The organism is Veillonella sp. CNR 79/14, from assembly GCF_003992185.1.
In the GTDB taxonomy this organism is placed as follows: Bacteria; Bacillota; Negativicutes; order Veillonellales; family Veillonellaceae; genus F0422.
This window is the reverse complement of record NZ_RQVH01000002.1, coordinates 46,126-72,841: the sequence shown is the minus strand read 5'-3', so window position 1 is coordinate 72,841 and position 26,716 is coordinate 46,126. Positions and strand designations below refer to the sequence as shown.

Here is a 26,716-nt window from a genome sequence, read left to right as displayed (position 1 = left end):
AATGAGTACATCTATGGTGCTCATTAGGCATTTATTATGTTACATATACTTGGAATGTAAAAGAAGAAAAACAAAAGTAATAGTTATACACATGAAAAATATGAGAATTATTTGCAAAAAATATAACGGAATGGGCTAATTGAAAACGTTTCGGAGTAGATATGATAGAAAAATTGGTATAAAATTAAAGCAAAATGATATTTTTTGTCATTTGTGTTATTATTTGTGTTAATTTTATGATTAGTATTTAGGAGTAGATTGCAATGACGACAAATCGTAGAAAGCAACAGAAGTACTTCATGCTATCTTGTGCGATTGCTACATGGATAGCACTACCAGGGTTGATGTACTCAAACTCAGTACAAGCTGAGGGGTCTGTATATGTTACGGCTGATAGAGCTCATGAAGAGGCTAAATATAACTCACAACAAGTGAGCATTATTACTAAAAAGGACATTGAACAAAAGCAAGCTAAATCAGTAGAAGATATCATTTTCACTGAAAGCGGTGTATCTCGTACTGTAGATTCTATGGGTCGTGTGGGTGTATCTATTCGTGGTGCGGAAGCACGTCATACGTTGATCTTAGTGGATGGTCAAGCCGTACTAGGCGACTTAGCTAAATTTAGTGGCGCAGCGGATGAAGTAATGCGCCTTGGTACAGAAAATGTAGAGCGTATTGAAATTGTTCAAGGCTCTGCCAGTGCGAAATATGGCTCTGATGCTATTGGTGGTGTTGTGAATATCATCACTAAAAAAGCAGCTAAAAAACCAACTATCCAAATCAATGGGGAAGGCTCTCGCGCTAAAGGTGGAGAAACTGGATATGGTAATTCCAATTTCTTCTTGCGTGCCGATTCTGGACAAATGGGTAAAGTTCGTGTAGCTATTTCTGGTAGTAAACGTGATATTTTACCAGTATATGCATCTCAAGAAAGAAGAGATACTGGTGATAAACTAGAAGGCGAATTTAAACCAAATGTGCTTCGTTTCTATGGGGATACATCTGATATTGGGTTAAATGCTATCTATGATATTAATAAAGAGCATAATGTACAATTACGTTTAAATCGTTTTACGGAAGATTTACAACGTGATGTAAAACATAGTACATCTCCTATGGAACCGCAACGTCATTTTAAACGTGATAGTAACCGTAACACATTGAACATGATTTGGAATGGTCGTGGTGGTGCTAGTGATTGGAAATTAGAGTTGAATCATTCTCGCATCAATGAAAATGATATTTCATTGATTAACTATACTGGTCGTTCCCAATACGAAGGTAAAAATGAATTACGTTATATTGATGATGTAGATCATCGTCAAACAGATATCCGTTTCAATGCTAACTCTGCCATTGGTGATAAACATACTTTGAGTTGGGGAATTGCACAAACTCACGAAACGGGAGCAGGTAGCCGACTTAAAAGTTCTCCTAACGTAAAAACTCGTTATATCGATCCATGGGACTACGATAAAAATTTACTAGTAGCAGGTGTAGACCGTTTAGAACGTAGACCTGGTGATAATAGTTTACGTGTTTATTCTCATATTCACGATTACAAATTTAAACCAAGTAAAGATGGATTGCCAATTTGGGATAAAGATTATGAATACTATGGAGCAGAAAACGAAAGCGATATTCCGCCGATTACTTACGAATACTTCCGTGACCATAAATTAGACGACCCTATTAAACCAACAGATCCAGCCTCATGGTATAATAACTTAACAGATTTTGGTGTAGATGACGAACATTGGGAGAAAATTCGAGATTTCAACGATGCATTAAAAAAAGAAAATGATATAAATGGATCATCGGTATATGTGAAATACTTTATGCAAGGAGAATCTTTAGATCCAGCAGAACGTGCTAAAGCGCCAAAATTTAAAGGTGTTAAATTCCTAGAAAAATATCGTGAACGTGAACAACGTATTACTGAAGGTGAAGGTAGTATTGATAAGAGAAATTACTACATAGCAGATGCATGGCAAGTAAATAAAGACTTGTTATTACAACCTACTGTACGTATTGATAAGAGTAATTTATTTGGTTCTCATGTATCTTGGAATTTTGGTGCTACCTATAATGTAAACTCTAATGCTCATCGTCGTTTGAAAGCGAATATTGGCACTGGTTATTCTGAGCCAGGTATGGGTGAACTATGGTATAACTGGCAAATGTTCGCATCCAATCCAGTAGCGCAAGGTGTTGCAAAAATGGGCTGGTACTGGGCAGGTAATCCAAACTTAAAACCTGAAACGTCTAAAAATATTGACATTAGCTTTGAAGGGGAAGGTAAAAATGATTACGCTCGCATTGGCGTTTTCCAAAATCGTATTCGTAACTATATGTCCGTATACTTTACAGGAGAATTACAAGACTGGGCACCACAATTATCAAAAAAAGATAAATGGATGCAAGCACCAGATTTAATTTATAGCTTTAAAAATATTGGTAAAGCAAAAATTACTGGTGTACAGTTAGAATGGAAACATAAATTTGGTTCTAAATGGAGTACACGTTTCGGCTGGACTCGTTTGCAAGCGTTGAATCAATCTGATCCTACAATGCCTGCACATTTATTAGACCGCCCAACTAACAAAATCGATTTTGGTATTACCTATGAAACTAAGAAGTGGAATGCACAATTGTGGGCAGATTATTATCATAAAATGCTTGATAGTAATACACAAAAGAATCGATCCAACTACTGGATTAGTGGTATTGATTCCGATAGTGCCATCTATAATGTATCTAATGAGTACGAAGAAAAATCTTACGGTACATGGAATGCCATGGTACAACGTAAATTTGGCAACGATTCCTTAGTATACTTTGGTATTAACAATATCTTTGATCATCGTGATGATGATAGAGCAACACAATCTCGCGTATATCGTTTTGGTGTAAATCTTAAATTTGGTGCAGGTGGAGATAGTAAAGCTCAAGATGCGAAGATGCAAAATCCTGCAGTAACAAATGGTATAAATGGTAAAACTTCTATTACAAAAGTTCATGTAGATAAAGCTATAGCTACTGTGAATGGCGATGATATGGGACGTGAACATCAATTCTTAGAAAGACCATTTGATGCTAAGAAAGAAAAAGGAACTGAATTTATTGGCGATTATCGTGCACGCTTAATGGCACATGGTGGTTCTGAACGTCCACAATCTTTATACACAAGCACATCCTATGTTGGTAACGCTGAATATAATCTAAAAGATCAAAAAGAACATGGTTTAGAACAACGTATACGCTTTGGTGTAGATGCAAGAATTAATGATAATACAAATGTAAAAGTTCTTGCTAGTGCTAGTGGTACTCACTCTATAGATACAGCAAACACAACAATTAACTCTAAAGGATTAAATAAACAACGATTAGAAAATCTAGATGTTACCCACTCTGGCGGACATTGGGATTTCTCGATTGGTCGCTTATCTGAATCCATGGGTGCTACTGGATACTGGTTCAATAAAACATTTGATGGAGTTCGTGCTGTATGGACGGACCAAAGAAGTCAATTCCGTACCGGTATTGGGTCCTTTAAAGCAAGTACGGGTATTACAGATTCTGCCTATAACCATAGTACGTACTCTACCTATTTTAGAGCTCCAACATTGGAAGAGTTTATTGGTTTAAATAAAATTTATGGGGATAGTGAGACTATAGCGGCAATTTATGGAAATATTTGGAAGACACCAGTAAAAGAAGTTGATGGTAAAAAGGTTCCACAAGAAGGCTCGTTCATGGATATATACCTAAAAGAATTTAAAGGGAAAAATGAAAACCTATACTTTATGGAACAATTAAGTGATGTAGATAATACGATGCCAAATGCAACAGAAGAAGAAAAAATTGCTAAAAGAACTGAAATCATCAAACGTATGGCAAATATCATCAATAAAGCATATCCAGAGTTGGTAAACCATAAATATATAAGCTATAATCCTGTTATATCGGCTGGCAAGGTTAAGGTAGTATATGAAGTAGAGGATGAAAATCATAATGTGGGATATTTAGCGGGTGATATATCATCGTATGCTGAAAGCGATCAATATAGACCTGAAAAAATTGAAAAAGATGATCCAAATAAATTGTATAAGGAAGAAAAAAATAAAGTACTCGGTGAAATAAATGGTACATTGAAAAATGAAGTTAACGAAAAATTTGGAGAATCATTGGGAAATCCATCTTTATTAGATAGAAACTATCTGGAAAATAATAAAGAGAAACTAGAGGAAGGTTATAAGGCTGTTGCTGAATGGGCTGCTAAATCTCATTTTTACGGCACATTAGTGTATCAAACTGATACTAGAGATAAAACCTTAGCTTCCGTCATTAAGGAAGAAATGACCAATTACAATGAGGGGGCTAAGATTACAGCTGTTCTACCAAAGAACCAACCTTTGAATACATTGAATAGTCCTATACATAAATATAAATTTAAGCGTGTAGTAGGCATAAAGAAAGTAGGTCCTTATGACTACACTACATCTTCATATAAAATCGAAGATGTAAACGTTATTAATGAATTAAAAGAGGCAAATTTTAGTTCTATTGAAAATTATTATAGTGAGGGTACAGTTACTAATATTGTGAAAAAATATCTTGAGGAATTAAAAGTAACTATTCAAGACTCTGAACAAGGTAACACATTACCACGTGCAGCTCTCGAAAAAGTAATTGGAAAACCAATTAAAGTGACAGGCCTGAAGTTGGAACGAGATGTAATTCCAGCAATCGATAAGGCATTATTTGCTCAATATAAAACACAAATTAACCCTCGTTTAGGCTTACAAGCATGGTTCTTACGTTCCTTGAACAATAATGCTCATTCTATGCAAGCAGGTCATGCGAAAACTAAGATGGTAACTCATACGGGTATTACGGGATATAATAAAGATTGGGCTGGGGATATCGATCTAAATGATCCTATTTACGGAGAGGTAACATCGGAAGTTCCTGATTTAACCAATGATATGTATACGACAAAACGATTGGCTAATATTTTCGCTATTGGTGCACAATATCAGGTCGGTGATAATGCTCTTATCTCCTTAGATTATGGTTTCAATCGCAGTGATTTTGGTCGCTATATGAACGGTCATACTAATTTTGACCATATTCGTAGTACAGCTGACTTTACAGTAAAAGGCCACTCCATGGGCGGCACTCCACACTTCTGGACAGCTCGTCTTGATCTTGGACAGTCTGATTTCACAAGACCTGGTAGTTGGAATGCCTTCATGGATTACAAATACTTCGCTCACGGCTCCTTCTTCGGTGGCAATGGTACAGGTGCTGTACCAGATCGTTACTTAGATGGTATTCGTAGCTTTACATTGGGTGGTGGCTATGTTCCTCGCAAAGACTTCTTGGTAGAAGCATTCTACACATTCGATGCAAAAGGTATTGGACAACGTGATACTTTATACGGTGGAGAAAACTTTAAATTGGGTAACTACACTCGTATCCAAGGTACATATAAATTCTAATAAAAAATAGTATTTTGCTGAAATTACAATCAATAATGGCTAAGTATATATCTTATAACAGTTATTTGTTGAATGAAAAGTGAAATACCTATAGGAAAAGCTATAACTTAGTTGAGGTATATACTCAATTGGTTATAGCTTTTCTATATGTTATGAAAATGGTCTATCTTACCTATTCAATAGACGAAGTTAATATAATATCAATATTTTTTAATTGTTAACATGAATAATTATTGCTATTTAGTAAGGATTTATATATTAAAGTATAAAAATCAAAAATATAATAAAAATAATTCTTAAAATGTCGCAATGGATTAGTTAGAAACTTTTTAGAGTAGAAAAAGATTATCAATACAAGGTACAATAATAGTAATTTGACTTATTTTCTCATTACTAAGAGAGTTTTGTTCTAATAGGAGGATACCAATGACAAGGAAAAGCGAAGCAAGAAATAAATATTTTATGCTTTCCTGTGCCATTGCTACATGGGTTGGGGGCGCAAGTTTTTTAGTTCCGACTGTAGCACATGCAGAAGGATCTGTATATGTTACAGCGAATCGTGCACAAGAAGAGGCGAAGTATAATTCGCAACAAGTGCAAATTATTACTAAAAAAGATATTGAAGCTAAGCAAGCTAAATCTGCTGAGGATATCGTATTTAGTGAAACTGGTGTGAGTCGTACTGTAGATGCTATGGGTAGGGTTGGTGTATCCATTCGTGGTGCAGAACCTCGTCATACATTAATTTTGGTAGATGGTCAGCCTGTGATGGGTGATTTGGCGAAATATCAAGGTGCAGGCGATGAATTGCAACGTTTAGGTACAGAAAATCTAGACCATATCGAAATCGTTCAAGGTGCTGCTAGTGCTAAATATGGCTCTGATGCTATGGGTGGTGTTATTAACGTTATCACGAATAAACCACGCAATAAAGAAGGTTTACAATTTAACTTTGAAGGTATTCGTGAAAAAGGGAATAGCGATATTCTACCTTTTAATAATGTATTTGTGCGAGCTGACTCTGGTAAAATTGGTAAGGTTAAAGTGAATATCTTTGGTAGCAAACGAGATATTATGCCTATTTATGCTAGTGAAAGTCCTAGACAATCTGCACTAGGAGCTGATGATACTGTCGACCATGGATTCCTAAAAAATTCTTTACGGTATTATGGAACGAATGCTAATGTAGGTGTGGCTAGTATTATAGATGTGAAAGATAATCAAACGATCAGCATGAAGCTAGATCGTTATCGTGAAGATTTAGAGCGCTATGTGAAAAATAGTGATTCTTTCATGGTGCCACAAATGCACTATAAACGTGATCTAAATCGTAATACTATGAACTTAACTTACGAAGGTAGAGACGATGTCTCTAATTGGAAAGCGGAAGTTAACTATACTCGTACCAATGAAAACGATTTAACGTTGAGCAGTGACTATGGTAAAAGCACCTATGAAGGTAAAAACACTTTAGAATACACAGATAATATTGATCATAGACAATGGAATTTTGGAGTATCTGGAGATATCCAAGCCAACGACAATCACCTAGTATCCTATGGTGTTGGCATGTCTCGTGAAACAGGTACAGGTAGTCGTTTGAAAAATGCACCGCATACCTATGTGCGTGATATAGATCCTTGGGATTATGATAAGAGCTTATCTGTAGATCGTAATGGTAATCCAAAATCTAATATTTATGACTATTCTTTCAGTAAAGGCAAAGATGGCATTATCGAACGTAATAAAGAAAAAGAATGGTACAATACAAACAAATCCAATCCAAATAGTAAGGTGCCTGAGTTTACCTACGAAGATTTCTTGAATTATAAAGAGAAGTTGACAGAAGGGGATCCGGCTAACGCTCAAGCTTGGATTTTTGGAACAACAGATAATACATTAAAGAAAAAATATCCTGAAGCTTATGCTAAATATATGGAGTTTGCTGCCACATTAATGGCGGAAAATAAGGCAGCCATTGATGAAAATAATGCGACAGCAACTAGTTGGAGAGATAGAATTTATAGCTCCGATGTAGAAAAGTTGCCATTGTATTATTACGATAATACTGTTAATCCTAAATTAAGTAAAATTATAAAGCTAAATGGGGCTAACTTTAAAGAAGAATCTAACAAACGTATCAATAAACAAACAGTTGGTACTGGTACGATTAACAAACAATATCTATTTGTGCAAGATACATGGCAGTTAAATAAAAACACGATGTTAACTCCAATTGCTCGTTTTGATCACAGTAGCTTATTTGGTTCTAACTTATCTTTCAATATGGGATTAACTCATAATTTGAATGGTAATTCACATCGTCGATTCAAAGCTAACGTAGGTAGTAGTTATGTTGAACCAGGTATGGGAGAATTGTACTATAACTGGGAAATGTTCCCATCCCATATTACAGCATTTAGTTTAAATGGTGGCGAAGCTCGAATGGGTTGGTACTGGCAAGGAAATCCTAACTTAAAACCAGAGAAATCCTTAAATTTTGATGTCTCCATTGAAGGGGAAAATAAAAATACTTACAGTAAATTGACTGTATTTAGAAATAATATTAAAAACTATATTACTGCTTATAATACAGGCCATGTGTTAGATTTCCACACAGATTTAAATGAAAATACAGAACGTGGTATCTATAAATTCTTATATGCACCAGATATGATTTATAGCTTTAAAAATATTGGTAAAGCAAAAATTACTGGTCTTGAATGGGAATTAAAACAAAAACTTTCCAATAAATGGAAAGCTCGTTTTGGATATACATTCTTGCATGCTGTGAATAAAAGTAATCCAGATATGCCACGTCAATTATTAGATAAACCAAGTCATAAAGTGGGTATCGGAGTAGACTACGAAGATGAAAAAACAGGTTGGTCTGGTAGTCTTTGGGCGGATTATTACATCAATATGTTAGATAGTAACTCTGTATCTGGTGGTGGTGGATATATGACATCTGGTACAGCCTATGAAAGAGATCCGATTACAAATGCTATCGTATTTGATCCTGTTACAAGAAAAGCTAAGAAAATAGAAGGTAAATCTGAAATTTCCTACTCTGGATCTGACCGTCGTACCAGCGACATGTATGAACGTAAAACATATGGCATTTGGAATATGATCGTTCAAAAGAAAATCAATAAAGATTCCCGTGTATACTTTGGTATTAACAACTTATTCAACCATCGAGATGATGATCGTGCTTTGTCTACACGTCAATTCCGTATGGGTATTAATTTAAAATTTGGTGCGGATGCGACTACAGATAAGAGTCAACCAAATATGGCGAAAGTAGAAGTGAAAACACAAGTGGTAGACCATTTGAATACTTTCATTCATCGTGACTTTAATGTAGATAAAAAATCTGGTGTAGAGTTTGTTGGTGATTTTAGAAATCGTTGGGATAGCCATTTAGGCTTTGACCGCCCAACTAGTCGTGTAACTGCTACAAGCTATATTGAGGATGACGCAGCAGATAATCTTCGTGATGAAAATAATCACGGTATTACATCACGAGTTCGTGCAGGAGTGGATGCTCGTATTGGCAAAGATGTAGATGTACGTGTGGTAGCTAGTGCCAGTGGTCAACGTGGTGTAGATACAGATCACCAATTAAAAGTGACAAAAGGATTCAACCATCAACGTATTGATGAAGCGACAGTAACTAAACATACCAATAAATGGGACTTAACAGCTGGCCGTATGACGGAACCAATGGGCGTCACAGGATATTGGTTTGGTAAAGAATACGATGGTGTTCGCGGTGTTTGGACAAATGATACAAAACAAGTTCGTGTCGGCTATGGTGATTTCTCACATAGCACAGGGGTAACAGATTCTGCCTATACACATGCTATTTATAATGCATTTAAACGAGCTCCAACTGTACAAGAATTCATGGGTGCAGACCTAAATGGATATAAAGAAATTACCACAGATAAATCCGTCAATACAGTTGGCTTCTATAACCAATTGAAAGAAATTAAAGAGGCTGAAGAAAAAGCTATCGAAGCTGGTCAAGATAAAATTGCAGCTGCCGGTACAACTATCAAAGCAGTAATTGCAGCAACAGAAGCTAATATTGAGGCAACATCAAAACCTATTAATGACCAAATCGAAGTAGTCAATGCAAAAGTAGAAGAAATCAGTACTAAATATGATGAAGCTTCTGAAGCCTATTATGCTGCAGAAGATGGGCCTGAAAAAGAAGCATTAGAAACTAAAAAAGATGATTTAGAAAAAGAGCTTAACGCTGAACGTGCTAAATTAAAACCATTATATGAAAACTTGCGTCTTGCTACGGCTGATGATAAAGCGAAAAAAGAAGCCCTAGAAAAAACATTGGCAAATACTGAAAAAACAGTAAAAGATGAAATTCGCAAACCATTTGTAGAAAAACAATTCGAAGTAGTAAAACACATGCAAGAGTTGGCAAGCAAAGCGTATAGTGCGGACTTCAACAGCGATAAGAATAAATTAATTCTTGAAATACCTGCATTGAAGTTTGATACCTTATGGTCAGAACCAATTTATAGAGAAGAGCCAGATCCAGAAGATTATTATGGTTATAACACAATTAAAGTAAAAGTAGGAGAAACTCCAAATGTTCCACGCACCTTGAACGTAACTCCTAATGATGGTAAAAATAATGGTATTGACAGCCGTTTAGATCTCTTTAAAGTAACACTTACTAATGAAGATTTACTAAAAGACGGTGGTAGAGAATACATCTCTAAATGGTTCGATGCTAATAAAGAGGCTATTGTAGCTGCGTATAAAACAACAGCAGATAGAGAAGTACCACAAAATACTAATGGTACAGCTCATACTGCTGATGGTAATGGTGTATACACATTTGATGAAAAACAAATCGAAACTCTAAAAGAGAAAATTATCGAAATGAATATTTTGACAGATGATACCATAAATGTGACAGGATCTAAACCATATCCTAAATTGTTAGTAAACTTCTTCAAAAAAGTAAACTCTGTATTAGAACGAGCTGACCATTACAGTAAACTTCCTCGTGAGGCTCTAGGAAATGCAACAGGTAAAGTCATTCCAACGGAAGGTGTTATTATCCAACGTGATGTAATTCCTGCGGTTAGACGTGCTGGTTTTATCCAATATCGTCAACAAGTAAATAATAAATTAGGTGTCACAGCTTGGTACTTACGCTCTACAGGCCATGAAAATCATACTGTACATTATACAAGCGATAAAGGAAATGAGTCTCGCAGTTTTGGTCGTTTAGCGAATGTATTTGGTTTAGGCTTAAAATACCAAATTGGTTATAATACAGCTGTATCTTTCGACTATGGTCAAAATAGAACAGACTTTGCTCGCTATATGAATGGTGGAAGTATCTATCAATCTACAGCAGGTAAAGTATATGATAATCCAGCAGGTAATCCTCAGTTTGAATTGAAAGGCCATAAAACAGGTGGTACTCCACACTTCTGGGCACTTCGTTTTGATGTAGGAAAATCTGATTATTATCGTCCTGGTAGCTGGAATGCATTTATTGACTACAAATACTTCGGGCATGGTGCTTTCTTAGGTGGTAATGGCACAGGGGCTGTACCAGATCGTTACTTAGATGGTATTCGAAGCTTCACATTAGGTGGTGGATATGTACCAGCAAAAGATTTCTTAGTAGAAGCATTCTACACATTCGATGCAAAAGGTATTGGACAACGTGATACATTATACGGTGGAGAAAACTTTAAATTAGGTAACTACACTCGTATCCAAGGTACGTACAAGTTCTAAGATAAAGGAATAGAATTCTTATAGATGTTGGACTATGCCTGTGTATAACTACATAGGAAGATAGACTGGCATTCAGTACATTATGATAAACCATAGAGGATAGTTAACGATGTAAGTTAGCTATCCTCTATTATCGTGCTATGTGTACTAGTATGGGAACAAGGGATTGCAAGCTATCTAATGGTATGGGTCATTCTCTGTGTATCCAAAATTATATTGTGATATAATAACTACATTGCGATTAAAGATTGCATTGAAACGCAAAAATTGTCTATTATAGAATAAAAATTACATCGGAATGCAAAAAGTAATTTATTTAAAATAAAGATTGCAATCAAATGCAATCTTAGTTAAAATTATACTAAAGATTGCATTGTAATGTATTTTTGCAATATGCTGAGAGTATGAATAACACTTTCATTGTATTGAAAGGTATCACAAATGATAGAGGAGTAGACATGAAGCTAATTAATAGGGAAAAGTACATACAGTTTCTGAGAAATCACAGAGAAAAACGCGTTATAAAAATTGTGTCTGGCGTGCGCAGATGTGGTAAATCAACTCTATTTTATCTCTTTCAACAAGAGTTACTACAAGAAGGGGTAAAAGAAAATCAAATCATCGCCATTAACTTTGAAGATTTGGAATACAGGGACTTAACGGATTATATACAGTTGTATGAATACATAAAGTCCAAAATAATTCCTAATCAACAAATGTATATATTTTTGGATGAGGTCCAACATGTGCAAGGGTTCGAACGTGTGGTAGATAGTTTCTATATTAAAGATAATGTAGATATCTATATTACAGGATCTAATGCGTACTTTATGTCTTCAGAAATGGCTACCTTATTAGCGGGTCGGTATGTTCAGTTGGATATGTTACCTTTATCATTTAAAGAGTTTTTTGAAGCACATAAAGATACAACCAATCTATCTTTGAATGGTTTGTATCGCCTCTTTGTAGAGGTAAGTGGTTTCCCAGGGACATTAGAATATTCTGGACATGATGAAATGCTACGTACCTATTTAGAAGGTATAGTTAATTCTGTAGTGCTGAAAGATGTTATGACGCGTTTAAAGGGGAGCGATATTTTAATATTAGAAAGTATTATTCGGTATATTGCTGCCAATGTGGGAAGCTTATTAACGCCTAAAAAGATAGCTGATTCTCTTACTAGTATGGGTAGAAAGGTAGATAGCCGTACTGTAGAAAGGTATATGGCAGCCCTGCGAGATGCATTATTAATTTATGAAGCTACTAGATTTGATGTGCGGGGGAAAGAACTACTTAGACTATACTCTAAATTTTATTTAGTGGATCCGGGATTACGAGCGTTTTTCGTGCCTAACACGGGACGAGATACAGGCCATATACTTGAGAATGTGGTGTATTTAGAATTATTACGCCGAGGCTATACGGTCCATGTAGGTATCCTAAAAAATGGTGAAATCGATTTTGTAGCTCAGAAACATGGAGTATTTGAGTATTATCAAGTGAGTCAAAGTGTGTTAGATCCTACTACTTTAGATAGAGAACTAGCTCCCTTATTTGAGGTGAAAGATTATCATCCTAAATTTTTGCTTACCTTGGATGAGATTAATAGCAATGCATCCTATGAGGGAATACAACAAAAAAATGCGCTGGAATGGCTGTTGGAATAGTTTTTTTAGTATTGAGTAAACGTACTAAAATATATGTTATATAGGGGTGACAAGTGAAAGAAGAAATAAAAAAAGAAGTGCAAGAATCAACGGGTGTGATTCGTTATATTTGGATTGTACTGGGTGCTATAAGCTTTGCCTTAGGGTCCTTGGGAATCGTATTGCCTTTATTGCCGACGGTACCGTTTTATTTGTTTGCTGTATTTTGTTTTGCTAGAGGTTCTAAACGATTCCATGAGAAGTTTGTAAACTCTAAACTGTATGCAAACTATGTAGAACCATTTAAAAATAAAAGTGGCATGCCATTGCGTACTAAGATTAATATTTTAGTGTCTGTGTCTATTTTATTAGGTATTGGTGCTTACGGTATGCGCAATATGCCAGTAGCCTTATATGTTATGGGTGCAGTATGGATAGGTCATGTCATTGCCCTTGCATTTATCGTGAAAACAGCACCAGCAGAAGCTAAATAGAAATCTGATTGATATACATAGTATTAATCAATTGAAATATAAAAGAGCCAGATTATGGAGTGAAAGACTTCATAATTTGGCTTTTATTATAAGGTTCCATATGGTATAGTGTTATCGATTATATTTACTTTAGTAATAGACAAGACTGAGTATAATAGTAGTATCTTAAAAACTTTATTTGGATATGTAATATGTCTAAATGCATATATCATGAGGAGGTATAGATGACTAAAAAACTAACAAGTAGTCCAATACAAATTAATACCTGTGCCATTTGCGTTCCTATTGTAGGACCGACGGTAGAAGATATACTTTCACAGGTACAAGAGGCAGTGCAAGCAAAAGTGGACCTTATTGAGCTGCGCCCAGATATGTGGATGAAGGGTTCTCATCTACATGAAGAAGAGTACATACCAACAATAGTAAACTTGGTAGAAGAAGTGCACTCCAGATATGAAAAAATGTCGATATTGTTTACATGGCGCACCTTAGCTGAGGGTGGAGAAACGCTCTTGAGTAACGAAAATTACTGTAACTTATTACAAGCAATTGTGGATCAAAATCTAGTTGATGCGGTGGATGTGGAATTATTTACTTATACAGATACGATCGGTCAAATTATCAAACAAGCTCATCATCAAAACATACAAACGGTGATGAGTTATCATAACTTTCAAAGTACACAAAAACTAGAAACACTGCATGGCTATGCAGAACGTATGATATCTGCAGGAGCCTCAGCAATTAAGTTTGCATTGATGCCAACAACGAGTGATGATGTACTTTCAGTATTACAATTTACAAAAGAATTAACGGAACGGTATCCACAGTTGCCACGTATTACTATGTCTATGGGAAAGTTAGGACAGATGACACGGACCTGTGGCAATGTGTTTGGTAATTGCTTGACCTTTGGCACACTTGGACAAGCATCGGCACCGGGTCAGGTAGACGTTAATCTATTACAACAATTATTGTACTGAGTATATTGTCAATTTATAGTAGACAAATGTTTTTTATTGTGCTAGTATAGTTACATAATTTAATACTCGCCTAACAAACCGATGAGGTGGAGATAAAAATAGAACGTGCACTTCCAGAGAGTGGGGGTAGCTGAGAGCCCCGCAGAACGCAGTCTATTAAATGGACCACCGAGGGTATGGGGAACGGACAATGTGTCTTAGTATAGCATAACGTGTCATGAGCGTTAATCGTGAGGGATATGATAGTATCCTGCAAAGGGGAATGCATGCATTCAAACAAGGTGGTACCGCGATTTATATGAATCTTTCTGCGCAGTAGTGCAGTTATTTGGCATATGAACTCGTCCTTGACAGTTACGTCTAGGGCGAGTTTTTTTATTGCAGGAGGACTTATGAAACCATCAATAGAAACGGTAAAACAATTAGGACAGGGATTTGATATCGTACCGGTTTACGTGGAATTATTATCGGATATACGCACACCTATTTCTGTACTGAAAGCTTTAAAAAAGGTGAGCGCTCATACATTCTTATTGGAAAGTGCAGATAACACCCATCACTGGGGGCGATATTCCTTCTTAGGATATAATCCATTGTTAGAAGTCACATGTAAAAACCATACTATGACGATCAAGGGCGATATGACACGTACTTTCACATGTCATAACCCTGCGGAAGAGATTCGAAATATATTGGGTCAATATAAAAGCCCTAGGGTAGAAGAATTGCCAACTTTCACAGGTGGATTTGTAGGATACTTTGCCTATGAATACATTCGATACCTAGAACCTACCTTGGATCAACACATCAGTGATACAGACACGAGCATGGTTAACGATGTGGACCTTATGCTCTTTGATAAAGTCATTGCGTTCGACCATTATAAAAATAAAATCTATATCATCGGTCATGTACGTACAGACGATATTGAACGTAATTACGAGCGTACCCAATTGGAATTGCAAGCCTTAGCAGACCTAGTGAAAGAAGGCGAAGAGGCTCAAATCGAGCGAGGTGTATTAGAAAGTGAATTCACCTCGGAGTTTACTTCCGAAGAATACCAAGAAGTAGTACGAAAAACACAACATTACATCACGGAAGGAGATATCTTTCAAGCCGTCGTATCCAATCGTAGAGAAGCAAAATTCAAAGGAAGTTTACTCAATGCTTATCGTGTACTAAGAACGATGAATCCATCTCCGTATATGTTCTATATGAGTGGTAAGTCTGTAGAATTAACGGGAGCTTCACCGGAAACATTGGTGAAATTGCAAGATAGAAGCGTCTATACATTCCCAATTGCGGGTACACTGCCACGGGGCAAGAATGAAGAGGAAGATAGAGCGCAAGAGGCTAAGTTAAGCAAAGATGAAAAAGAATTAGCAGAACATAATATGCTCGTCGATTTAGGACGTAACGACATTGGTAAAGTCTGTGAGTTCGGGTCCGTCCAAGTAGAAACGTTACATCAATTACAACGGTTCTCTCACGTGATTCATTTAACGAGTACTGTGAAAGGAACATTAAGAGAAGAGTTTGATGCCTTAGATGCTATTGGCGCTACTTTGCCGGCAGGTACTTTATCGGGAGCTCCTAAAATTCGTGCCATTCAGATTCTACAAGAATTAGAGAAAAGCCCTCGTGGTGTTTATGGCGGTGCTGTAGGGTACTTAGATTTTTCTGGCAATATGGATGTGTGTATTGGCATTCGTATGGCTATGGCAAAAGAGGGGCGTGTCTTTGTTCGGTCTGGTGGTGGCATTGTGCGAGATAGTGTACCAGTAAATGAGTACAATGAAACTATTCACAAGGCACAATCTATGGTGACAGCTATCACATTGGCGCAGGAGGTGTAACATGGTATTACTTATCGATCATTACGATAGTTTTTCGTTCAATATATATCAATTAATCGGTTCTTTAGTGAAAGACATTAAAGTCATCCGCAGTGACGAAATGACAGTGAAAGAGATTCGAGAGCTTTCACCTGACTGTGTCATCCTTTCACCAGGAACAGGACGACCAAAGGATGCAGGAGTGTATGAAGAATTACTAAAAACATATCAAGGTGAGTTTCCTATTTTAGGCATCTGCTTGGGCCATCAAGCAATGGGCGAAGTGTATGGAGCTACTGTAGGGTATGCAAAAGAAGTGATGCACGGTAAACAAAGTGTGGCTACCCAATGTTATCCATCCATATTATGGAAAGACATTCCTCAAGAATTCCCAGTAGCACGGTATCATTCCTTAGCAGTACTAGAAGATACATTAGGAGATGAACTAGTGGTAACAGCTCGCACAGTAGATGGAGAAATTATGGCCATGGAACATAGAACACATCCGATATATGGAGTGCAATTCCATCCAGAATCTATTTTGACACCACAGGGAACGCAAATGGTTAAGAATTTCTTAGAACACCATAAGATTATATAAGGGAGAGATAGAGTATGATTCAACAAGCAATACGCCTCGTCACAGAGGGTCAAGATATGCCGTATGAAGTGGCAAAAGCAACGATGAATGCGATTATGAGTGGAGACGTACAGGAAGTGCCTATGGCAGCCTTTTTAGGGGGCTTACAAGCGAAAGGACCTAGCGTGACAGAGATTACAGCCTTTGCTGAAGTGATGCGAGAAAAAGCTGGTTCTGTGCCACATGACAGTACCGTAGTAGAAATTGTAGGCACTGGTGGAGATGGTAGTAGTACTTTCAACATTTCTACCACATCTGCCATCCTATTAGCTGCAGCAGGGATTCCGATTGCTAAGCATGGTAACCGCAGTGTATCTAGTAAGTGCGGTGCTGCCGACGTGTTAGAAGCACTGGGTGTGAAACTAGAACTGAATGGAGAGCAGAATAAAAAAGTTCTAGAGGAAGCGAATATTTGCTTTATGTTTGCCCCTGTGTACCATGAAGCTATGAAATATGCTGGACCCGTACGAAAAGCTATGGGGGTCAGAACCGTATTTAATATCTTGGGACCTTTGGCAAACCCAGCAGGTGCAACGGTAGAACTGATGGGTGTATACGATCGGTCCTTAGTGGAACCATTGGCACAGGTTTTATCTAACTTAGGTGTTCATCGTGGTGCTGTCGTATATGGTAGCGATGGGCTAGATGAAATTACAGCAACCGGAACAACGATAGTGTGCGAAATCAATCATGGTACGTTCAAGACCTATGAATTAGATCCTAAGGACTATGGATTTGACTGCGCCACACCAGATGAACTTGTAGGTGGTGACGCAAAAGTTAATGCAGAGATTACACGCACTTTATTAGAAGGTAAAGATAAAAGCGGTCGTGCTACTGCAGTGATTTTAAATGCAGGAATGGCATACTACTTAGCTAAAGATGGAGAAGTAACCTTAAAAAGTGCTTTCAAAACAGTAGAAGAACTGTTGTATTCCAGTGCGGGTGCAGAGACGCTTTCAAAATTTGTGGAAGCCTCGCAGAATGCATAATAGAGTGTAATTGTATTTATATAGTTGGACTATCCTTTAGGAATAACATATTCTATGCCTTATTTAGTCATCTTTGTAACTATATAGTGTAGATTCAGGGAGTATATGGATATCATCTAGCTATATGAATACTACTGAGATTAATTTGGCATATACATACTATTAATAAGGTTATTAAAAAATATTTGGATAGAAACAGAGATAGTTATGATATTAGATAAAATAGTTGCCGCTACTGAAAGGCGTGTCAAGGAAGCAAAAGTCAAGCTGCCCTTGCTAGAGTTGCAACAGCAAGTAGAAGGAATGCCAATCACGAAGGACTTCCCTTTTGAACAGGCATTACAAGAATTAGATTTTAATTTTATATGTGAAGTGAAGAAAGCGTCTCCCTCAAAAGGAATTATTGCAGAGGACTTTCCTTATTTAGATATTGCCAAGGACTATGAAATGGCAGGAGCTGCAGCGATTTCTGTGTTGACAGAGCCAGATTTCTTCCTAGGTAGCCCGCAATATTTACAAGAAATTGCTGAAGTGGTACAGATTCCTGTATTACGGAAGGACTTTATTATCGATGAATATCAAATCTATGAAGCAAAATTGTGGGGTGCCTCAGCTATATTACTCATAGCCGCTATCTTGAATGATGAAACAATGGCATGCTTTCATAAGTTGGCAGATAGTTTGGGTCTATCTTGTTTGGTAGAAGCTCACGATGAAACGGAAGTATTGCGAGCAGTGAATATAGGGGCCCGCATCATTGGGGTCAATAACCGAAATTTAAAAGATTTTACGGTGGACGTGAACAATAGCATTCGCCTACGAAGGCTAGTGGATGATTCAGTGATTTTCGTTTCTGAAAGTGGCCTAGATACAGCCGCAGATATCCAACGGTTACGAGACAACAAGATTCACGCTGCACTCATGGGTGAAAGCTTTATGCGATCTAAGGATAAAGTTGCTAAATTAGCTGAATTGTATGGATCTATCAGACCGAAATGTTTTATACATAATAATACAGAACGAGGCAGGTTCAGAACAGAAGATACATCTTGCATAGAGGTACCAAGTGCACCAACAGTAGATGAAGCTACTCAATCTAGCTATGAGGTAAAGGTCAAATTTTGTGGCATAACCCAAGAAGATACAGTTCCTGTATTAATGGAGACACAACCAGACTATGTGGGGTTCATCTTTGCACCCAGCAAACGACAAGTGACGGTAGAACAAGCCAAATCCATTACGAGAAGCTTGCAAGATAGCGTACACACTACAAGCGGTAACAAATGCTGCTCACGGGTAGGCGTATTTGTGAATGAAACGATACCTACTATTGTAGAGATTGCAAAGGCAGTACCACTTTCAGTAGTGCAATTACATGGAGATGAAACTGTAACATATATTGAAACATTACGGAGCCAATTACAGGAAGAACAATTAGAATCCATTGAGATTTGGAAAGCTATACAAGTGCAAGGTAAAGAAGATATCTTGCCATGGAAACAAGCTCCCATCGATGGACTGGTGGTAGATGCCTATTCAAAGGAAGAACGTGGAGGCACCGGTAAGACTATCGATTGGTCATTACTTGATGAGGTGCAAGTTCCATACTACCTAGCAGGCGGTATAGGACTACACAATGTAGCTCGTGCTATTCGTCGACTGCAGCCCTATGGACTTGATATGAGTAGTAGCTTAGAAACAAATGGACAAAAAGATGTGAGGAAAATAAAATCTATGGCACAGATTATTAAGACGGTAACAAATATATGCTAAGAAAATGAAAACTATGGAACAGATCGTTAAGATAGTAACAAACAGATAAGGAGATAGACTATGACAACACATCGCCATGGCTATTTTGGTGAATTTGGTGGACAATTCATGCCAGAAACACTAATGAATGCCATCATTGAACTGGAAGCAGCCTATGAAATGTATAAAAATGATCCTGAATTTATTAAAGAATTAGAAGATTTACATGTGTCCTATACCGGACGTCCGTCCCTACTATATTTTGCAGAACAAATGACAAAAGATTTGGGAGGAGCTAAAATTTACTTAAAACGGGAAGACTTAAATCATACAGGGTCCCACAAATTAAATAATGTGTTAGGTCAAATGTTATTGGCTAAGCGAATGGGTAAAACGAGAGTGATTGCAGAAACGGGTGCCGGTCAACATGGTGTAGCCACTGCTACAGTGGCGGCGTTAATGGGCATGGAATGTGAAATTTTCATGGGCCAAGAAGACTGTGAGAGACAAGCTTTAAATGTATACCGGATGGAACTATTAGGTGCTAAGGTGCATCCGGTTACTTCTGGAACAGGTACTCTGAAAGATGCTGTGTCTGAAACGATGCGGGAATGGACCAATCGAATGGCGGACACCCATTATGTCTTAGGATCTGTTATGGGGGCTCATCCGTTCCCTATGATGGTACGTGACTTTCAGTCCATCATCAGTCGTGAGGCACGGGAGCAAATTTTAGAAAAAGAAGGTAAATTACCTGCTGCCGTATTAGCTTGTGTTGGTGGCGGTAGTAATGCCATTGGTATGTTCTATCATTTCATTCAGGATGAAGGTGTACGACTCATCGGTTGTGAAGCGGCTGGCAAAGGAGTTGATACAGAAGAACATGCAGCAACCATGACAAAAGGTACAGTAGGTATTTTCCATGGTATGAAATCTTACTTCTGTCAAAATTCCTATGGACAAATCGCACCTGTATTTTCTATTTCAGCAGGTTTGGATTATCCAGGAATAGGTCCAGAGCATGCCTATTTACATGACAGTGGCCGTGCTCAATATGTGCCCATAACAGACGATGAGGCAGTGGATGCTTTTGAATATCTGTCTCGTATGGAGGGCATTATTCCAGCTATTGAAAGTGCTCATGCCGTAGCCCATGCTATGCGATTGGCACCTACGTTAGGTCCTGATGAAAGTATCATCATTTGCTTATCCGGACGTGGTGATAAGGATGTAGCAGCTATGGCGAGATATAGAGGGGTGAATTTACATGAATAAGATAACAATAGCAGAGGCTTTCAAAAAGAAAGCATTTATCCCTTTCATTACTTCCGGTGACCAAGGGATTGATGCCACAGAGAAATACATTCGTACTATGGCGAAGGCGGGGGCCAGTTTGATTGAAATTGGCATTCCTTTTTCTGATCCTGTAGCAGAAGGTCCTGTCATTCAAGCCGCCAGTGAGCGCGCTCTATCCACAGGCATTACAACAGATGATATCTTTGATATGGTAAAACGTTTGCGCACCGGTACAGAGCCGTTGACCATACCACTTGTGTTCATGACCTATTTGAACCCTATCTATGTGTATGGTGTTGAAAGCTTCATGACACGCTGTGAAGAAGTGGGAATCCAAGGTGTCATTGTGCCAGACTGTCCATTGGAAGAAAAACAAGAATTATCCCATCAAGCAAAAGCTCATGGCGTTGCTGTCATTTCATTAATTGCACCTACTTCAGAGCAACGAATTGAGGAGATTGCTAGTCAAGCAGAAGGCTTTGTGTATTGTGTGTCATCTCTTGGTGTAACAGGTATGCGCAGTGACATTACAACAGACATTGCTAGCATCGTAGAACAAGTTCGTCAATACACAGATATTCCTGTAGCTGTTGGCTTTGGTATTTCCACGCCGGAACAAGCAAAGGCGATGGCCGCAGTATCTGATGGAGCCATCGTAGGCAGTGCCATTGTGAAACAAATTGGAGAGTGGGGTCCTAATGGTGAACAACAATTATATAAGTACGTTTGTTCTATGGTAGAAGCTGTGGGTAACTAATAGTAATGTATTCTAAGGTAACTCCTATGTATGACAGACTTACTTGGTGATAGTATCCTTTATATCCTATTCTCTTATTTACGATGCCTCTTGAATAGCTGTGCAAGAAGTATATCTTGTGCAGCTGTTTTATATGTAAGAGAGTTAATTGCTTCTTCATGTATGTTTAAAGAATATAGTATGTAGTTCATAAAAATGTTATGGTAACATACATCAATATACGATATACTTAAGAATAGAATAATTCTTAAGAGGAGACATAGGGTATGGAAAAAACGAGTATTGGTGTTGGGCGAGCTGCATTACATGTTGCCATTTCTGAAAGCCGAGCTGAAGAGATGACATTGCGGAAAGAATTTGAATCTCTTGGGATTCGTAGCTGTGCTGTAGATTTTGGAGGACCTTTCACAGAGATTATTCCTAAAATTATTGAACGGGCCGTAGTAGCTGCGGAGCGACAAGAGTTGATTCTTGATAATCATGTTAGCAAAGGTGCTGTAGTAGGTGCTACGGCACAAGCCTTAGAACAACTTAAAAATAAATGTGTAGGCCTTAATGTAGGAGGAAAAGTAGGTATTGCACGAAGCCAAGAACATCTAAGTGTAGCGATTTATTTGGGCGTAGGTGTATTGCATTTAGACGAAATTGCTGTGGCTATGGCACATCGTGCTGTACCAAATCTGTAGAAGTGCTATAAATTTATTACTAGATTTGATATAATATTCTTTAGAGTGTATAGACAATAGCTAATCATTTTGGAGGTAACTATGAGTCAATTCGATTGGAAAGTATTAGATCGTAATTATGAAGATGTAATTTATGAAACATATAATGGGATTGCTAAAATTACAATTAATCGTCCAGAAGTGCGTAATGCATTCCGTCCCAAAACAGTGATGGAATTAATCGATGCGTTTACCATTGCTCGTGAAGATGCAGAAGTGGGCGTTATCATCTTGACTGGTGCTAATCATGGTCAAGGAGAAGATAAAGAAGCATTCTGTTCTGGTGGTGACCAACGTGTACGTGGAGATGGCGGTTATGTTGGGGATGACAAGATTCCTCGTCTAAACGTGTTAGATTTACAACATTTAATCCGTATTACTCCAAAACCTGTTATTGCTATGGTTAATGGTTTTGCTATTGGTGGTGGTCATGTATTACACATCGTATGCGACCTTTCTATTGCCTCTGAAAATGCAAAATTCGGTCAAACAGGTCCTCGTGTAGGTTCCTTTGATGCTGGTTATGGCGCTGGATACTTAGCGCGTTTAGTAGGCCATAAAAAAGCTCGTGAAATCTGGTTCTTATGCCGTCAATATTCTGCAAAAGAAGCCTTAGATATGGGTCTTGTGAATACAGTAGTGCCATTTGATCAATTAGAAGCAGAAACAGTAAAATGGTGTGAAGAAATTCTTCAATTATCTCCAATGGCACTTCGTTTCTTGAAAGCTTCCTTCAATGCGGATACAGATGGTTTAGCTGGGTTACAACAATTTGCAGGGGATGCGACTTTATTGTTCTATACAACTGATGAAGGTAAAGAAGGTCGCGATGCATTTAAAGAAAAACGTAAACCTAATTTCAAACAGTTCCCTAAATTCCCTTAATGGATTAGGCTATGAAGTGGTTATATGAACGAGCACACACCCATAGAGATAGGCTTTTCTTAAATAAATATTCTTATGGTGATGTGTTTACTCTAACAATAGCTACAGCAAAACGACTCGCTCCTCATCTTCGAGGGGAGAGTCGTATTGCTTTATGGGCTGAAAATTCAGTATCCATGGCGATACACCTATTTGCTCTATCTGCATTGGGTATAGAAACATTGTTGCTGAATACGAATCTGACTAACCGAGAAATAACAGAACAGATGGAAAGTACAGGAGTTCGCACCTTATTGATGTCAGAAAAAATGACACACATATTGCGAGCACAGAAGGTAGCCGATGACATAGAGATCACGGATGTTTCTACTTATGAGTATAGCCATAATCAAGTGGACCGACAGTATTTATGCTTTTCTACATGCATAGACACTGACTTCAAGGCTATTTCTCCTATGCATAATGACGAAAATCTAGACTTGAATCCATCTGGTGAAAAAGTATTTTGTATTATCAACACTAGTGCTACAACAGGCAAATTCAAATCAGTCCCTGTACGGTGGTTACAGATAGAGGCTCATGTGAAAGCTTCTGCGAATGTGCTTGGTGTGGAGGAACATGACAATTGGCTTGTAGTGCTCCCTATGTTCCATGTCAGCGGCTTATCTATTATTTTGCGTACCTTGTACAATGGCACAAGAGCGACGATTCGTGAAAAGTTCTCGGAACAAGTCGTACTAGAGGCATTGAAAACAGATGAAGTCACCATGGTATCTTTGGTGCCTACAGTATTACAACGCATAGTAGAACGGATACAAGTACCAACTTTACGGGCTATCTTACTAGGTGGCGAGTTTATTCCTATGCCACTCTTACAAGAGTGCGTACAACGAAATTTACCCGTCTATAAGACATACGGCATGTCAGAAACTTTTGCTCAAAGTACTACCTTTAGTATACAGGAGTATCCGAATAAATTAGCCTCTGTAGGATATCCTTTACAGGGTGTTACTATTGAAATTCGCAATCCTGATGAAGAAGGAGTAGGAGAAGTGTGGCTTTCATCCCCAATGCTGATGAAAGGATATCTTAATAAAGAACTTATAAAAGGTGCTTTTAATACAGATGACATTGGCTACGTAGATGAAGATGGATTTTTATATCTTTTGAATCGCAGAAAGGACATCATCATTTCTGGGGGTGAGAATATTTATCCTAAGGAAATCGAGGATATTCTATATGGAATGGACGGTATACAGGAATGTGCAGTCATTCCTGTATCAGATCCTAAGTGGGGACAAGTACCTGTATTGTGCGTGGTAACAAATTGTTCCAAAGAAGATATATCACAATATCTACTCAGTCGTTTAGCAAAGTATAAAGTACCGAAACGAATGATATATTTTGATGCATTACCGAAAAATAGTATGGGGAAAATATTGCGACAAGACTTGATTCACACAGTAGAAAGGGCATAGTATGAAGGAAACCTCTTTATTAGAACAATTACAGATAGAGACATTTTACTGTACTCAACAGGCCTTTCAAAGTACTATGAAGCTTTCATCGTTTCATGCACAACCCTTTGGATTCGTCAACGGTGGCGTGTATTTAGCCTATGGAGAAGTATTAGCAGGCATGGCATCTAATGCTATATTGGCACAAGAATCAACATCGAGCCATAAAAGCGTGGACTTAGATTCGGCTGAACGAAAAGTAGCTGTAGGTCAATCCATAACGGCTAATCATGTGAAACCGAAACGATGTGAAGGATATGTCGTAGCACGTGGGCAATTGTTACACAAAGGTGGTCGAAATCATGTATGGATGATTAATATCTTTGATGAAACAGATCGATTGTTATCTCATATGACGGTGACAAATAGTATTATAAATATATAGTTAGAGCATCTAGCAATCTCGAAAGTTATGATACATATGCAAGATAAGACTTACCTTTACCAGTAAATAGTTATTTCTAGGATAGATAGAAAGGAGGTGCATAGTCCATGAAAATAGATATTATATCGCTATTCCCAGAGTTTTTTGATGCCTTTTTTACACATTCCATCATCAAACGTGCCTTACAGGCAAATCGATTAGAAATGAAAGTGACAAATCCACGAGAATTTTCTCATAGCAAGCATGGTCAAGTGGACGATACTCCTTATGGAGGTGGCGCTGGCATGCTCATGAAAGCACCTCCTCTCTTTGAGGCTGTAGAGCATGTGTTGCAGATTCCCATAGAAGAACATCGTTGTACAAAGGAGAGTCACAAACGCCATGTTGTGTTTATGGGGCCTACAGGGAGACCATTTACACAAGAAAAAGCAAGGGAATTGTCCACCTATGATCAACTTGTCATCGTCTGTGGACACTACGAAGGGGTAGATTATCGAGTGGAAGAACACTTAGTGGATGAAACTATATCTATTGGAGATTATGTGTTAACTGGCGGTGAACTACCAGCCATGGTGGTAGCTGACGCAGTGGCTCGCATGATTCCCGGTGTTTTAGGAGCTACCTCAGGAGCTATAGAAGATTCTTTTTATCATCCAGTACTTGAATGTCCACAATATACGAAACCCCAAACATACAGAGGTATGATGGTGCCAGATATATTATTAAGTGGTCATCATAAACATATTGAGCAGTGGCGATTAGAAGAGTCATTGAAACGGACTGCTTTACTGCGAAATGATTTGTTGCAACGAGAATTAACTGTAGATGAATTTAAGGCTCTGAAAAGAGTACTAGATAGAGTGGATTCTGAAGAGGAACAACAAGTACTTTCAAAATTGATAGAACAGTCTAATTTCACAGAGGAAAAGAGGAAATAAATGGCGAATTTATATATCGGCCTCGTTCATTATCCCATTATGAATAAACATGGTGAGGTGATCACGACGGCCATCACGAACTACGATATCCATGATATTGCCAGAGCATCTACAACCTACGATGTGGAACGATATTTCATCATTCACAATGTACCGAGCCAACGTGAATTGGCAGAAACTGTGATGAGTCATTGGAAAACGGGATTTGGCAGTACTTATAATCCGGATAGAAAAGATGCTTTCAAACATGTGGAACTTGTCAATTCCATTCGACAAGCCATCGATATGGTGACGGAATTAGAAGGACTGACGCCAATCGTGTGTACTACGGATGCACGGACCTATGATAATACCATTACCTATGCATCGCTCCGTAAATCACTTGAAAGTGAGAGCCGTCCTGTGGTAGTATTATTTGGAACGGGGTATGGTATGACGAAAGAAACAATGGAAGATTTCGATTATATCTTAGAACCCATCTATGGACATGGAGAGTACAATCACCTTTCAGTTCGTAGTGCCGTATCAATTATATTAGACCGCTTGCGAGGCGAAGCGTGGTGGAATAAATAGGAGGACA

Annotated in this window: 17 protein-coding genes; all 17 read left to right on the top strand. The window is 37.9% G+C overall.

Going from position 1 to position 26,716, the window contains the following annotated elements; genetic code table 11:
* The first annotated feature begins 263 nt into the window (after window positions 1-263).
* The 17 genes from EO119_RS00955 to EO119_RS00875 all read left to right on the top strand — a co-directional run bounded on the left by EO119_RS00955 (window position 264) and on the right by EO119_RS00875 (window position 26,709).
* Entirely contained in the window at window positions 264-5,507 is a 5,244-nt protein-coding gene (locus EO119_RS00955) for a TonB-dependent siderophore receptor (protein WP_126940357.1), read from the top strand.
* Between the two features lie 426 nt (window positions 5,508-5,933).
* Window positions 5,934-11,291 carry a TonB-dependent receptor domain-containing protein gene (locus EO119_RS00950; protein WP_126940356.1) on the top strand — a complete coding sequence of 1,786 codons (5,358 nt, stop codon included), beginning with the start codon at window positions 5,934-5,936 and terminating at the stop codon, window positions 11,289-11,291.
* A 458-nt stretch (window positions 11,292-11,749) separates the two neighbouring features.
* The gene (locus EO119_RS00945; protein WP_126940355.1) at window positions 11,750-12,958 is read left to right on the top strand and encodes an ATP-binding protein; all 1,209 of its coding nucleotides are present in this window, start codon (window positions 11,750-11,752) and stop codon (window positions 12,956-12,958) included.
* A gap of 53 nt (window positions 12,959-13,011) precedes the next feature.
* Window positions 13,012-13,431, top strand: coding sequence for a YbaN family protein (locus tag EO119_RS00940; RefSeq protein WP_126940354.1), 420 nt, complete (start codon window positions 13,012-13,014; stop codon window positions 13,429-13,431).
* A 224-nt stretch (window positions 13,432-13,655) separates the two neighbouring features.
* The gene (aroD, locus tag EO119_RS00935) at window positions 13,656-14,414 is read left to right on the top strand and encodes a type I 3-dehydroquinate dehydratase (protein ID WP_126940353.1); all 759 of its coding nucleotides are present in this window, start codon (window positions 13,656-13,658) and stop codon (window positions 14,412-14,414) included.
* Window positions 14,415-14,806: 392 nt separating this feature from the next.
* On the top strand, window positions 14,807-16,270 hold the full coding sequence (locus EO119_RS00930) for an anthranilate synthase component I family protein (protein ID WP_126940352.1): 1,464 nt from the start codon (window positions 14,807-14,809) through the stop codon (window positions 16,268-16,270).
* Between the two features lies 1 nt (window position 16,271).
* Window positions 16,272-16,850 (top strand): aminodeoxychorismate/anthranilate synthase component II, encoded by a 579-nt coding sequence (locus tag EO119_RS00925; protein ID WP_126940351.1) that lies wholly within the window; start codon window positions 16,272-16,274, stop codon window positions 16,848-16,850.
* A 14-nt stretch (window positions 16,851-16,864) separates the two neighbouring features.
* Entirely contained in the window at window positions 16,865-17,881 is a 1,017-nt protein-coding gene (trpD, locus tag EO119_RS00920) for an anthranilate phosphoribosyltransferase (protein ID WP_126940350.1), read from the top strand.
* Window positions 17,882-18,088: 207 nt separating this feature from the next.
* A complete protein-coding gene (gene trpC / locus EO119_RS00915; protein ID WP_126940349.1) occupies window positions 18,089-19,654 on the top strand; it encodes an indole-3-glycerol phosphate synthase TrpC in 1,566 nt (521 codons plus the stop codon).
* Between the two features lie 60 nt (window positions 19,655-19,714).
* Window positions 19,715-20,908: a tryptophan synthase subunit beta gene (gene trpB / locus EO119_RS00910; protein WP_126940348.1), complete on the top strand. Its 1,194-nt coding sequence runs from the start codon at window positions 19,715-19,717 to the stop codon at window positions 20,906-20,908.
* Window positions 20,901-21,686 carry a tryptophan synthase subunit alpha gene (gene trpA, locus EO119_RS00905; RefSeq protein WP_062402616.1) on the top strand — a complete coding sequence of 262 codons (786 nt, stop codon included), beginning with the start codon at window positions 20,901-20,903 and terminating at the stop codon, window positions 21,684-21,686. Before trpB ends, trpA begins: the two co-directional genes overlap by 8 nt.
* A gap of 266 nt (window positions 21,687-21,952) precedes the next feature.
* Window positions 21,953-22,372, top strand: a complete 420-nt coding sequence (locus EO119_RS00900) for a HutP family protein (RefSeq protein ID WP_009352769.1) — start codon at window positions 21,953-21,955, stop codon at window positions 22,370-22,372.
* An 81-nt stretch (window positions 22,373-22,453) separates the two neighbouring features.
* Window positions 22,454-23,296, top strand: coding sequence for a 1,4-dihydroxy-2-naphthoyl-CoA synthase (gene menB, locus EO119_RS00895; protein ID WP_009352753.1), 843 nt, complete (start codon window positions 22,454-22,456; stop codon window positions 23,294-23,296).
* A gap of 11 nt (window positions 23,297-23,307) precedes the next feature.
* The gene (menE, locus tag EO119_RS00890) at window positions 23,308-24,774 is read left to right on the top strand and encodes an o-succinylbenzoate--CoA ligase (RefSeq protein WP_126940347.1); all 1,467 of its coding nucleotides are present in this window, start codon (window positions 23,308-23,310) and stop codon (window positions 24,772-24,774) included.
* 1 nt (window position 24,775) lies between these two features.
* On the top strand, window positions 24,776-25,198 hold the full coding sequence (locus EO119_RS00885; RefSeq protein WP_126940346.1) for a PaaI family thioesterase: 423 nt from the start codon (window positions 24,776-24,778) through the stop codon (window positions 25,196-25,198).
* Window positions 25,199-25,305: 107 nt separating this feature from the next.
* Window positions 25,306-26,136 carry a tRNA (guanosine(37)-N1)-methyltransferase TrmD gene (trmD, locus tag EO119_RS00880; RefSeq protein WP_126940345.1) on the top strand — a complete coding sequence of 277 codons (831 nt, stop codon included), beginning with the start codon at window positions 25,306-25,308 and terminating at the stop codon, window positions 26,134-26,136.
* On the top strand, window positions 26,137-26,709 hold the full coding sequence (locus EO119_RS00875) for an RNA methyltransferase (protein ID WP_126940344.1): 573 nt from the start codon (window positions 26,137-26,139) through the stop codon (window positions 26,707-26,709).
* Window positions 26,710-26,716 lie beyond the last annotated feature (7 nt).